11 protein-coding genes are annotated in these 12,927 nt (G+C 56.7%); 7 read left to right on the top strand and 4 right to left on the bottom strand.

Going from position 1 to position 12,927, the window contains the following annotated elements; genetic code table 11:
• Nucleotides 1-27: 27 nt before the first annotated feature.
• On the top strand, nt 28-219 hold the full coding sequence (locus tag C1N59_RS15545) for a YaiA family protein (protein ID WP_006117583.1): 192 nt from the start codon (nt 28-30) through the stop codon (nt 217-219).
• Between the two features lie 154 nt (nt 220-373).
• Complete coding sequence (gene ppnP, locus C1N59_RS15540) at nt 374-664, top strand: pyrimidine/purine nucleoside phosphorylase (RefSeq protein WP_006117582.1); 291 nt, start codon at nt 374-376, stop codon at nt 662-664.
• Between the two features lie 33 nt (nt 665-697).
• On the opposite strand, the gene rdgC is transcribed toward ppnP, so the two are convergent.
• A complete protein-coding gene (rdgC, locus tag C1N59_RS15535) occupies nt 698-1,609 on the bottom strand; it encodes a recombination-associated protein RdgC (RefSeq protein ID WP_033738615.1) in 912 nt (303 codons plus the stop codon).
• A 143-nt stretch (nt 1,610-1,752) separates the two neighbouring features.
• Between rdgC and mak the strand changes: the two genes are divergently transcribed.
• Nucleotides 1,753-2,658, top strand: coding sequence for a fructokinase (mak, locus tag C1N59_RS15530; RefSeq protein WP_006117580.1), 906 nt, complete (start codon nt 1,753-1,755; stop codon nt 2,656-2,658).
• 132 nt (nt 2,659-2,790) lie between these two features.
• Here the strand turns inward: mak and C1N59_RS15525 are convergent, their stop codons facing one another.
• Genes C1N59_RS15525 through sbcD form a run of 3 tightly spaced genes read right to left on the bottom strand, consistent with a single transcriptional unit; the run spans nt 2,791 to nt 8,034 of the window.
• Nucleotides 2,791-3,156, bottom strand: coding sequence for a cell envelope integrity protein TolA (locus tag C1N59_RS15525; RefSeq protein ID WP_033738618.1), 366 nt, complete (start codon nt 3,154-3,156; stop codon nt 2,791-2,793).
• Between the two features lie 10 nt (nt 3,157-3,166).
• Nucleotides 3,167-6,841, bottom strand: coding sequence for an SbcC/MukB-like Walker B domain-containing protein (locus tag C1N59_RS15520; protein WP_394549846.1), 3,675 nt, complete (start codon nt 6,839-6,841; stop codon nt 3,167-3,169).
• The gene (gene sbcD / locus C1N59_RS15515) at nt 6,838-8,034 is read right to left on the bottom strand and encodes an exonuclease subunit SbcD (protein ID WP_394549845.1); all 1,197 of its coding nucleotides are present in this window, start codon (nt 8,032-8,034) and stop codon (nt 6,838-6,840) included. Before sbcD ends, C1N59_RS15520 begins: the two co-directional genes overlap by 4 nt.
• Before the next feature lie 197 nt (nt 8,035-8,231).
• On the opposite strand from sbcD, the gene phoB reads away from it, so the two are divergent.
• The 4 genes from phoB (at nt 8,232) to C1N59_RS15495 (ending at nt 12,572) form a co-directional block, all read left to right on the top strand.
• Nucleotides 8,232-8,921, top strand: a complete 690-nt coding sequence (gene phoB, locus C1N59_RS15510; protein WP_014606457.1) for a phosphate response regulator transcription factor PhoB — start codon at nt 8,232-8,234, stop codon at nt 8,919-8,921.
• 14 nt (nt 8,922-8,935) lie between these two features.
• Nucleotides 8,936-10,255, top strand: coding sequence for a phosphate regulon sensor histidine kinase PhoR (gene phoR, locus C1N59_RS15505; protein WP_033738623.1), 1,320 nt, complete (start codon nt 8,936-8,938; stop codon nt 10,253-10,255).
• Between the two features lie 13 nt (nt 10,256-10,268).
• A complete protein-coding gene (locus tag C1N59_RS15500; protein WP_058701179.1) occupies nt 10,269-11,189 on the top strand; it encodes a PstS family phosphate ABC transporter substrate-binding protein in 921 nt (306 codons plus the stop codon).
• A gap of 279 nt (nt 11,190-11,468) precedes the next feature.
• Entirely contained in the window at nt 11,469-12,572 is a 1,104-nt protein-coding gene (locus C1N59_RS15495; protein ID WP_058708271.1) for a cobalamin-independent methionine synthase II family protein, read from the top strand.
• Nucleotides 12,573-12,927 lie beyond the last annotated feature (355 nt).

The following is a 12,927-nucleotide window of genomic DNA, read 5'->3' as shown; positions in this document are numbered from 1 at the left end:
ATGTCATTCAGCCAAGAGGGACAAATGATGCCGTCAAGACCTCCTTACCCCAGAGAAGCGCGCGTTGTGACCGTGGAAAAAGGCCCCGAAGGTAAAAAAGTCACGTCCTGGCAACTGCGAGCCGATCATCCGAAGCCGGATTCACTCATTAGTGAGCACGATTCAGAGCAGGAAGCGCATGATGCGAAACAACGTTACGAAGATGTAGAAAAAGAGTAAGCCGTCGCGCTGGCAAGGATGCCGTCGATGCGCGCCCGTTTTATCCCCGCCCCTTGTCACCGCCAGCGATCACATTCGCTCATTATTTCGCGTGACAGATCAGCAAGTTCGCTTCTACACTGCCAGTCACCCTAATGTGCTGTGAGGAAGATTTATGCTCAACGTAAGTGAGTATTTTGACGGAAAAGTTAAATCCATCGGTTTTGACAGTGCGAGCACCGGTCGTGCCAGCGTTGGTGTGATGGCAGAAGGCGAATACACCTTTGGCACTGCCCAGCCGGAAGAGATGACCGTGGTCAGTGGATCAATGAAAGTGTTGCTGCCGGGGGAAACAGAGTGGAAATGGTTCGAGGCGGGATCGGTATTTAACGTGCCGGGTCACAGCGAGTTTCATCTGCAGGTAGGCGAGCCCAGCTCTTATCTTTGCCGCTATCTGAAAGACTGAAAAAAACGGCCGCATCTTTTGCGGCCGCCTGTTTTACCGCTGAGCCTCACCACCCAACGCTTCAATCAGATTACTGGTCAGGGCGGCCAGTTCGCTGGTCATCAGGATAAAGTCGGCATCGAAGCGCTGAGCAAAATCCTCCCGATCGATATCGTCGTTCTGATCACGCAGCGTATCGCTGAATTTCAGGCGCTTCACGGAACCATCATCCGACAGGACGAACTGAATCCGTTCCTGCCAGTCGAGCGCCAGTTTTGTCACCAGCTTGCCAGCCTCGATATGGTTGGCGATTTCGTCGCATACCAGATCCTGTTTTTTACAGCGAATCACGCCGCCGTCTTCCAGAATCGCTTTCAGCTCGGCTTCATCCATCAGGGCAAAGCCTGCGGGCAGATCGCCGGAACGTACCCACTCGGTCAGCGTCAGTTCAATCGGGCTTTCCAGCGTCAGAGGTACGACCGGCAGTGAACCCAGGCTTTTACGCAGCAGGGCCAGCGTATCTTCGGCTTTTTTCGCGCTGGCGCAGTCCACCATGATCAGATTATTAACGGTATCGATCCACATAAACGTCTGGCTGAAACGGCTGAAGGCACGCGGCAACAGGCTGTGCAGCACTTCATCCTTAAGCGAATCTTTCTCGGTTTTTTTCAGCTTACGGCTCTGTTCTGCCTCAAGCTTGTCAATTTTGGCTTCCAGCGCCTGCTTCACCACCGGTGAAGGCAAAATTTTCTCTTCTTTGCGCGCGCAGATGACAATCTGACCGTTATTCACATGGGTCAGCGCATCGCTGCGGTTTCCCATCGGTGACACCCAACCGGTCTTGCTCATGTCCTGGCTGCCACAAGGCGAGAAGGTGAATGCCTCAAGCTGTTTTTCCATGTCGTCTGCGGACAACGGAATGTCACGATTCAGACGATAAACCATCATATTTTTAAACCACAACATCAGGATTCCTTACCGTGGCGCGATCGGGCGCACAAATCTCACTAAGTGTGCGCATGATAGCGAAACATCGATGCGGTTTCATTGCCTTTAAGGGCATCGCCTTTTAGTGTAAGAATCCCCTAACGAATAATGAGGAATAAACCGTGCGCATCGGCATTGATTTGGGCGGCACCAAAACAGAAGTGATTGCGTTGTCCAGCGAGGGAAGCGAGCTGTTTCGCCATCGGGTTTCCACGCCCCGAAACGACTATGCCGCTACGGTACAGGCTATTGTCGATCTGGTGCGTCTGGCGGAAGAAAAGACCGGACAGACGGGCACGGTAGGCCTCGGTATTCCCGGCACGCTTTCTCCCTACACGCAGCGGGTAAAAAACGCGAACTCAACCTGGCTTAACGGACAGCCGCTGGACAAGGATCTGGCGCACGCGCTGAATCGTGACGTCCGCATTGCCAACGACGCGAACTGTCTGGCCGTATCCGAAGCCGTTGACGGCGCGGGTGCCGGTAAGCCGCTGGTCTTTGGAGTGATTATTGGCACCGGTTCGGGGGCGGGCGTGGCGATAAACGGTGAATCCCGTATCGGTGGCAATGGTAATGCGGGCGAATGGGGCCACAATCCGCTGCCGTGGATGGACGAAGATGAACTGCGCTATCGCGCTGAAGTGCCCTGTTATTGCGGACTACAGGGCTGTATTGAAACCTTTGTCTCGGGCACCGGCTTTGCCACTGATTATCAGCGTTTGAGCGGCGTTACACGCAAAGGTGCCGAGATTGTTCACCTGCTGGCACAGCAGGATCCGGTGGCGGAACTGGCTATGAGCCGCTACGAAATGCGCCTGGCCAAATCGCTGGCCCAGGTGGTTAACCTGATCGATCCGGATGTGATTGTTCTGGGCGGCGGCATGAGCAACGTGGATCGTCTGTACCAGACCGTCCCCACGCTGATGAAAAAATGGGTATTTGGCGGCGAATGTGAAACGCCGGTACTGAAAGCCGTACACGGGGATTCGAGCGGTGTTCGCGGAGCCGCCTGGCTCTGGCCTGAGTAATCCGTTGTGGACGGTGAACCGCCAGTTTTCAGGCTTGATCACCGTCAGGCTGCACCGCCGGTTCACGACTTTCCGAAAGGGCGCATCTGCATTCACGTTCAGGCCGCGATGGCGCGTGCTGCCGCGTTATGGTTACGGGGCAAAAGCAAATACCCATTGCCGGGGCGCGCCCTGAGGCGGAAGGGGCATATCACGCGCGCTACTCACGCTCTGCCAGGCGCTCAGGCATAACGATTCATTTCCTTCTGTGCGCATGACGTTATAGCGGCCGTCCGCGCGGCGTTGTGCCGTCACCAGGCAGCGCTGGCCTGCGTAACGTTGCGCGTGATGAAAATTGCGCATCACCACGGCATTCACCTGCGCGATATAGTGGTCGACGGCCTGGCACTGAGTCTGCGTCATGTTCGGCGCGCAGTGCCTGGCATCAGCGCCGTGCGGCTGGCTGCAGCCTGCTAAAAGCAGCAGGGCAACCGCGAAAATACCGGTCCATCTCAACATGGTTAACCTCTTACTGGCCGGGGATGTCAAGGGTGCTGTAACCCAGGCCATTCATTTTGCGTACCTTAATCTGAACGGGAATGCGCTCTTTCATGGCTTCAACATGGCTGATGACGCCAATAGTTTTGCCACTGGCGTTAAGCGCATCCAGGGCATCCAGAGCGGTGTCCAGCGTTTCGGCATCCAGCGTACCAAAGCCCTCATCCAGAAATAACGACTCAATGCGGGTTTTATGGCTGACGAGGTCAGACAGTGCCAGCGCCAGCGCCAGGCTCACCAGGAAACTTTCTCCGCCGGACAGCGTGCGCGTATCGCGGGCGCTGTCGGCCTGCCAGGTATCCACCACATCCAGTTCCAGCACATCGCTGGCACGTCGCTGTAAAAGGTAGCGACCGTGCAGGCGATCTAACTGACGGTTGGCCAGGGCCACCAGGTGATCGAGCGTAAGCCCCTGGGCAAAGCGCCGGAATTTATCGCCCGTTGCCGAGCCAATAAGATCGTTAAGCAGGGTCCATTGCGTTAACGCCGTCTCATCCTGCGCAATACGCGCCAGCAGCGTTTGCTGCTGGTTTCGCAGGCTGGCATCGCTGTCTAACTGCTGCTGTACCTGGCCCTGCTGGTTTGCATTTTCACGCAGGGACTGCTGTAAGCGCGCCAGCTCTGCCGCCAGCACGTCCGGTGAATCCGGCATCAAAGCCGGTTTTTGCTGCTGATGTGCCGCCAGCCGCTGCTGCAGTTCTGCCAGGCGTGCCTGCTGGTGCAGACGGTGCTGGTCAATCTGCTGAAGCTGCTGACGCAGTTGCTGCGCCGCCTGTTCATCCAGCAATGCCGCGCGCAGGTGCGTTTCATCAGCGAATTCGGCCGCCGCCAGCGCGGCGCTGAAGCGTTGTTCTGCTTCCGTGACGCGCCCGGACAGGCTCTGCAGTTGGCTTTCCAGCAGCGTCAACTGGCCATTAAGACGGCTGACCTCTGCCTGTGACTGATGCAGTGCGTTGCGCTGCTGCGTAAGTTGCGCCTCGTGCTGATCGACGAGCACTTGCATCTGCTGGCGCGCCTGAGCCACATCGCGATCGCCAAACAGGGCCTGACGCTGCTGCTGTTTTTCATGTGCCTGCTGCTGTAACGCGGTGAGCTGCTGCCGCTGCTGATCCAGGCGTTGCTGCTCAAGCTGTAACTGCTGTTGCAGCGCGTCAGCCTGTGTTTCCGCCCGTGCAAGTTGCGGCTGCAGGTTAGCAAGCAACCGCTCACTCTCTTGCCAGCGCTGCCAGCGCTCTTGCTGGGTTGCCAGCCAGCTGTCGCGCGCCGTACGTTCAGGTAAAGATAACGCCACGTCGCTGAACTGCTGTGCCAGCGCGGCTTCAAGCTGCTGGCCGTTTTCTGCGGCCTGACGCTGCTGTTGCTGTAACGCCTGAAGCGCCTGGTCCTGGCTTTCCAGTTGCTGCTGAGTCAACAGTAGCGTTTGCTGATGCTGTTGTAATGTCTGGTGCTGCCGCAGGTGGTGATCTTTGGCCGCCAGCACCGCGCGCTCGGCTTGCTCCAGTGCGTCAAGCCGGGCCGTAAGCGTCTGCTCGTGGCGATTTTGCGCCTGCTGCCACGCGATTCTTGCATCCGTATCTGTCAGCGGGAAGGTGAGCGCCAGCTCACTGCTCAGTTCCTGCCATTGTTGAGAAAGGGCATCAAGTTGTTGGGTCAGACCCGTGATTTCTTCACGCAGGGATTGCTGTTGAGCCTGTAGCTGCTTTATCTGCTCCTTCTTTGCCGTCCCGGTTTCACTCAACGCGTCTACCTGTTTTTGCAGCTCGGCTTTACGTTGTTGGTTAGCACTAACTTCCAGAGCACGATAGGTTTCGACCGCAGGATGCTCGCAGGCGCCGCACAACGGGCAGGGCTGCCCGGCTTCAAGCCGGGCGCGGTACTGTTCCAGGTCAGCAATCTGGCTTTCGAGCTGGCAAATTTTCTCTACGTCGCTGAGCTGCTGTTTTTCCCGTCGCCAGGTTTCTCTTAACGTCAGCAAAGCGCTTTCAGCCTGCTGCTGAGCCGTCTCAAGCTCATGCAGGCGTTTTTCGTACTGCGTGCGCTGCTGATGCAGGGGTTGCCACTGCGCGGCCACTATCGTCAGCGTATGGCGCGCCTCGCGCTGTTGCTGATGCTGGCTCAGTGCCTGACGTAAGGCTTCAGGTGGATGCGCGTTCTGAAGGGAAGTTAGTGCTTGCTCAGCCTGAGACAAGGACTGCTGCGCCTGCTGTGCGGCCTGATCCAGTGGCGTGAGTTGCTGTGCCAGCTGCTCAATATCCCCCTGGCGCTGATGAATGTGGCGCTGTTGCTGCTGTATCTGCTGATCCAGCTCAGCCTGTGCCGCTTCATAGCGGGTCAGTTGGGCAAAACGCTCTTTCCAGATCGGAAGGTGTTCACCCCATTGCGGCATGTCAGCTAACTGCTCACGTAGGGCATGCTGTTGGGCAATCGTCTCTTGCAGGTGGCGCACCTGGCGGGCTTCACTGTGTAACGCGGCTTCGCGCTGAGCGCAGTGTTGCTGTTGCCGTTCGGCATCCTGCTGTAGCTGCTGAATGTGCTCGTATAAGGCAGAGAGAGACTGATCAAGCGGAATGACCTGCCCGGTCAACAGCGTTTCCTGCTGCTGCTGTTGCTGTCGGCACTGTTCGTGCGCCGTGTCCGTTTCCGCATAGCGTTGCTGCAACACATGATGCGCCTGTGTGGCCGTGTGCATCTGTTGGCTGAGCTGCTGCTGACGTTCCCGCATCGCGTTGCGTTCGGCCAGCAGACTGTCACGTTGCTGCAACGGACCGCGCAGTTTCTCCGCCGGTTCACTGCGCGCCAGACGTTGACGATCCGGCTCTGCCGCCTGACTGGCGTGCTCTGCCACTGCGAGGGCCGCGGTTGCCTGCTCTGTATCCGCAATAGCCTGCTGATGCTGTTGCTGCCACTGTTGCTGCGCCTGCGCCACGGCAAGCGCGGCAGTCAGCTGGTGTTCAGCGTCGCTGAGGGCCTTTTTTTGCTGGTGCAGTGCAGTACGGGTTGCCTCATCAAGCAGCGCCATGCCGCCTGCCCGACTGCGTAACAGTTCCAGCGCCGTTTTGGCCGCTTTGTGGCGTTCGAACACGGCCATGGACAGACGACCATAAATTTCGGTTCCGGTCAGTTCTTCCAGCAGTTCTGCCCGCTCATTGGCTTTGGCGTTAAGAAACGCCGCAAACTGGCCTTGCGACAGCATCATTGAGCGGGTGAAGCGCGCAAAATCCAGCCCGCTCAGCGTTTCCGTAAGTTTGAGCTTATCGCTCACTTTATCTGCCACAATCTGATTATCGGCGCAGCGCGCCAGCTCAACGCGGGGAGCCTGCAGTTTACCGTCAGCGGTGCCGCGCGCGCGGTTCTGGCTCCAGAATGCCCGCCAGGCTTCGCCTTTAATTTCAAACTCGACCTCCGCCAGGCACTCGGCACAGTCGCGTGTCATCAGGGGGTTATGCCCCTGAGAGATGCCGCCCAGGCGCGGCGTCTGGTGATACAGTGCCAGACAGATGGCGTCCAGCAGCGTGGTTTTACCGGCGCCCGTCGCGCCGGTAATCGCAAACAGCCCGTTGCTGGCAAACGGCTCGGTGCGAAAATCAATAAACCACTCACCTTTGAGCGCGTTAAGATTTTTGAAGCGCAGCGTCAGAATTTTCATGGCTGTTCCTCCAGATCCGACAGCGTCTGTTTAAACCGCAGGGTGGTCTGGGCAATCTGATCCGCGTCCAGCGCGTCATCCAGCGCCAGTCGTCGGGCAAACACTTCTTCCACATTCAGTTCGCTCAGGGTTTCTTTATCCAGCTGTGCCAGACTGTGCCGGCGCTGTTCACGGCTGCGGCGCAGCAGCAAAACGTCTACGGGCAGGGAGGCCGTCAGCGCTTCTACCTGGCGCTGCAAATCACTTAAATATTCCTGCGTGGTCACTTCAATATCCAGCCAGACCGGTTTGGTCCCGTCGGGCGCAGAAAACTGGCTGAGCTGCCGGGTGATTTGCGCCAGCGAGCCTTTCAGGACCTGCATTGGCTGGAACAGGGGAATGGTCAGGGGCGTGACCGTCAGGCCTGACGGGCTGAAATCCAGCAGGAACACACTTTTTTCGCTGCCCAGTTCATCGAAGCTGAGCGGAATCGGCGAACCGCTGTAGCGAATATGATCGCTGTCGGCCACGCGCTGCGCACGATGAATATGCCCCAGCGCGATATAGTCCGCAGGCGGAAAGGCCGAGGCCGGAAAGGCATCCAGTGTACCAATGTAGATATCGCGCACTGAGTCGCTTTTGCTGACGCCGAGAGCAGTGAGGTGGCCGGTCGCGACGATGGGAAGCGCCAGATTCAGCGCCTGCGCGGCAGCAAAGCTGCGCTGATAATGGGCGGTAATGGCCTCCAGCAGGCTGCGCTGTTTATCGCGTCCTGACTGGCCGGCCTGGCTGCGCATAATATCGCGTGGCCGCAAATAAGGAATGGCGCACAGCAGCGCGCCCGGTTCGCCCCGACGCGTCGTTAACACCAGCACATCGTCCCCGTCCTGCGGCGTGGTAATCACGCGGGTATTCAGGCAGGCGAGCAGTTCACGCGACTCGTTCAGCGTCGCCACCGAATCGTGATTTCCTGCCAGCACCACCAGCTGACAGCCGCTGGGTTGTAACGCCACCACAAAGCGGTTGAACATTTCACGTGCATAGCTGGGCGGTGTGCCGGTATCGAATAAATCACCCGCCACAATCAGCGCATCCACCTGATGCTCTTCAATCCGGGCCAGCAGCCAGTCCAGAAAGGCCTGATGCTCAGCGGCCCGGCTTTTGTTGTAAAAGAACTGCCCCAGGTGCCAGTCCGCGGTATGGATAATGCGCATAACACTCCCTGCCATAACAAATCGCCCGGCGATTATACTGGCTCCATCACTAAAGCCACAAAACATGTCGTCATGTTGTCATAAATGGTTGTTGCAGGCCGGTTTTTATGGCTAACTTTTTCATAAAAGTGTCACAAAACTGACGCATAATGGCGCCGCAAATATCAGTGAAAGCCGTCCTACCTGCAGGAGTCATAATGGCTAAGCGCATTTTAGTTGTGGAAGATGAAGCTCCAATCCGTGAGATGTTATGTTTCGTTCTGGAACAAAATGATTATCAGCCGATTGAGGCAGAAGATTATGACAGCGCCGTCAGTAAGCTGATTGAACCCTGGCCTGACCTTATCCTGCTGGACTGGATGTTACCTGGCGGCAGCGGCATTCAGTTTATCAAACACCTTAAACGTGAAGCGATGACGCGTGATATTCCGGTCATGATGCTGACCGCACGTGGCGAAGAGGAAGATCGCGTGCGTGGCCTGGAAGTCGGGGCCGACGACTACATTACCAAACCGTTTTCCCCGAAAGAGCTCATGGCCCGTATCAAAGCTGTGATGCGTCGCATTTCGCCGATGGCGGTCGAAGATGTAATTGAAATGCAGGGCCTGAGCCTGGATCCCTCCTCGCACCGGGTGATGTCGGAAACCACGCCGCTGGAGATGGGGCCGACAGAGTACAAGCTGCTCCACTTCTTTATGACCCATCCTGAACGTGTTTACAGCCGTGAACAGCTACTGAATCACGTCTGGGGCACCAACGTCTATGTTGAAGATCGTACAGTTGACGTGCATATTCGCCGTCTGCGCAAAGCGCTGGAACTGACCGGTCACGATCGCATGGTACAAACCGTCCGCGGAACAGGTTATCGTTTCTCTGCCCGCTTTTAAACGGAGCTTTAATCGTGCTGGAACGCCTCTCCTGGAAGCGATTATTGTCCGAACTGGTGCTGGCGTGTTTGCCTGCGCTGGTACTCGGCCTGTTGTTCGGCTATCTGCCGTGGCTGTTGTTACTCAGCGTAGTCGGTATTTTACTGTGGCATTTTTATAACCTGATGCGGCTGTCGCACTGGCTGTGGCTGGATCGCACGATGACCCCGCCTTCCGGTCAGGCAAGCTGGGAACCGCTGTTTTACGGTCTGTATCAAATGCAGCTGCGCAACCGACGTCGGCGGCGTGAGCTGGGTCATCTGATCAAACGGTTTCGCAGTGGTGCAGAGTCGCTGCCGGATGCCGTTATCCTGACAACGGAAGAGGGCACCATCTTCTGGTGCAATGGCCTGGCACAGCAGCACCTCGGGCTGCGCTGGCCCGAAGATAACGGGCAAAATATCCTTAATCTGCTGCGCTATCCTGAATTTTCACGTTATCTGCGTCAGCGCGATTTCGACAAGCCGCTGACGCTGGTGCTGAATAACCAGCATCACATGGAATTTCGTGTTATGCCCTACAGCGAAGGCCAGTGGTTGATGGTGGCCCGCGACGTAACGCAAATGCACCAGCTGGAAGGTGCACGACGCAACTTCTTCGCCAACGTCAGTCACGAGCTTCGCACGCCGCTGACGGTGCTTCAGGGTTATCTGGAGATGATGAATGACTCGGTCATGAATCAACGTTCGCGTGACAAAGCGTTGCACACCATGTCAGAACAAACCCGCCGAATGGACAGCCTGGTGAAGCAGCTTCTGACGCTGTCGCGTATTGAGGCGGCCCCGGTCATCAATATGAAAGAAAAAGTTGATGTGCCGGTCATGTTGAAACTGCTGCAACATGAAGCGGAAACGCTGAGCGGCGGGCGACATCAAATCCATTTTCACACCGATCCGCATCTGAAAGTGTTTGGCAATGACGAGCAATTGCGCAGTGCCATCTCCAACCTGGTCTACAACGCGGTCAACCATACGCCAGACGGCACACGAATTGATATCAGTTGGTTACGCAGCAAGCAGGGCGCGGTATTTAAGGTCTGCGATAACGGTCCCGGTATTCCCGCTGAGCATATTCCGCGCCTGACCGAACGCTTTTATCGTGTAGATAAAGCGCGTTCACGTGCGACCGGCGGCAGCGGGCTGGGGCTGGCTATCGTCAAACATGCGTTGAGTCACCATAATGCCCGGCTGGAGATCACCAGCATCCCGCATCAGGAAACCTGTTTTACATTTACCCTGGCACCAAGGTTGATTGTCAGTAACGGGATGCAGGAGAATGCCGTTCATCAATCGTGAACGGACCGGAACGATGCGCGCTTTTCTCTTGGTGTTCTTTTCGCTGTTGCCAGCCCTCGGGCAGGCGCAGCCCGTCATGCTGTCCGGAAATCTCAGTAGCGCCGGCTCCGACACGCTCGGCTATCTGATGACGTTATGGGGAGATGACTTTAGCCGTCAGGCGCCTGGCGTGAACGTTCAGGTTCAGGCTTCGGGGTCGTCTACCGCGCCCACTGCGTTGACCGCCGGGGCCGTTCAACTGGGCGCGATGAGTCGTCCGATGCAGGCTGATGAGCGCCAGGCCTTTGAGGCGCGCTATGGCTATCCGCCGCTGGCCGTGCCGGTGGCAATGGATGCGCTGGTCGTGGTGGTCAATCAACGTAACCCGCTGCGTGAAATTGATCCGCGGCAGCTCGATGCGGTTTTTTCCATCACCCGGCTTTGCGGCGCGCATCAGGTTCCACAACGCTGGGGTGACCTGGGACTGCGCCAGACAGAATGGCAGCAGCGTCCCATCCAGCGCTATGGCCGTAACTCCGCCTCGGGAACATGGGGCTTTTTCAAACAGCAGGCGCTGTGTCAGGGCGATTTCCGCAATGACGTGGCCGAGTTTCCCGGCTCTGCCGCCGTGGTACAGGCCGTAGCCGGTAATCCCCGCAGCATCGGCTATGCCAGTTTTGGTTTCCATCTGAGCGGCGTCAGGTTGCTGCCCGTGGTGACCAAAAACGGCGACGCGGTGGCACCGGATCCAGAGACTATCCGTACCGGCCGCTATCCATGGTCGCGTCCGCTTTATCTCTATGTGAATAAAGCGCCAGGTAAACCTTTACCGCCACTGGTCGATGCCTTTTTACGACAGGTGCTTTCCAGTCAGGGGCAACAGCGCGTCAGCGAGGCCGGGTATTTGCCGCTCTCTGCGGCGCAGATTGCTCAGGCTCGCGCTTCGCTCGAATAACGCCCACCTGCCCGTCAACAAACGTCGTTAGCGTCACCGTAAAACAGCCTGCCTCCGGACCCGTAAGCCCGATCAGGCTGTCTGTCCTGCGGCCGCTGACAGAAAAGCCGACGGCGACGATGCAACATGAATTTTTTTCAGGCGACGTGAATTTTATTCGTTTGCCGCTGAGAGAACGGCATGTCACTCTGCATTTAGACGTTTAGCCATCCAGAAGGCTAAAATAACATTATGTAACTATTCCCGGCCGAAATTATCTGGCCGTGACGAGGAGTGATCATGCAAAGACAAACCGCCCCGTTTCGTGCCGACACCGTTGGCAGCTTTCTTCGTCCTGCCGCGATCAAACAGGCTCGCGAGAAATACCAGGCGGGGGAAATCAGCGCTGACGAGTTGCGTGAGGTTGAAAACGAAGCCATCCGTGATGTGGTGGCAAAACAGCGTGAAAACGGCCTCAAAGTGGTCACGGATGGGGAATTCCGTCGCGGCTGGTGGCATTTTGACTTTTTCTACGGCCTGAAAGGCGTGGAACATTTTGAAGCCGATCAGGGCATTCAGTTCAACGGCGTACAGACCAAAGCGCACGGTGTCAAAGTGACCGGCAAACTGGGGTTTGACGGGCATCCGATGCTGGATCATTTCCGCTTTTTGCAAGGCATCGCAGGGGATGCCGTGGCGAAAATGACGATTCCCAGTCCCAGCGTGCTGCATTTCCGTGGCGGACGTAAAGTGATCGACGCGGAGGTGTATCCCGATCTAGATGTGTACTTTGACGATCTGGCACAGACTTACAAAGACGCAATCGCCGCCTTTTATGCGGCAGGCTGCCGCTATCTGCAACTGGATGATACGGTGTGGGCTTACCTGTGCTCGGACGAGCAAAAGCGTGAGATCCGCGAGCGCGGTGACGATCCCGAGCAGCTGGCCCGAACGTACGCCCGCGTGCTGAATAAAGCGCTGGAGGATAAACCGGCCGATCTGACCGTCGGTCTGCATGTCTGCCGCGGCAATTTCCGTTCGACCTGGATTTCAGAAGGCGGCTATGAACCTGTGGCCGAAATCCTGTTTGGCACTGTTAATGTCGATGCGTTTTTCCTGGAATATGATAACCACCGTTCCGGCGGTTTCGAGCCGCTGCGTTTTATCCGGCCGGGTCATCAGCAGGCGGTGCTTGGTTTAATTACCACCAAGGTCGGCGAACTCGAAGACGTGGATCAGGTAAAAGCACGTTTACAGGAGGCGACGCAGTACCTCAGCCTTGACCAGATCTGCCTTAGTCCACAGTGTGGCTTTGCCTCAACGGAAGAGGGGAACAGCCTGACCGAAGCGGAACAGTGGCAGAAGATTCGTCTGGTTGTGGATGTGGCGAATCAGGTCTGGTAAGCGTCAAAAGTGCGCAGTGTGGCGCAATGTATGCGCCACTTGTGCATAAAAAGACGTCAGCATGCTGGTATTTCCCATGGCCTGTTTATTATTAAGGCACATCATCTGATGTGCTTGCTGCTAATATTGATGTGATCCACTAATTTTGACTTAAATAACGAAATAAGCCTCTGGTTTTCCGATCTCGTATTGCCTTTCTTCGCTATAAACGTTTTACTTACGGCCGTTGTCGATTTATCCCTCTGTGAACAGAAAAAAAGCAGCTCAAATCACCTGCGCTAAACCGGACGCTGCGCATAATGCGCTGCTGTCGTCTGATCAGCCGTTGTCATAGCGCAGCGAGGGGGCAACGCAA

It is taken from the genome of Pantoea sp. SGAir0183, assembly GCF_043545505.1.
The sequence above is the reverse complement of the archived record's forward strand: the minus strand, read 5'-3'. Positions and strand labels throughout refer to the sequence as shown.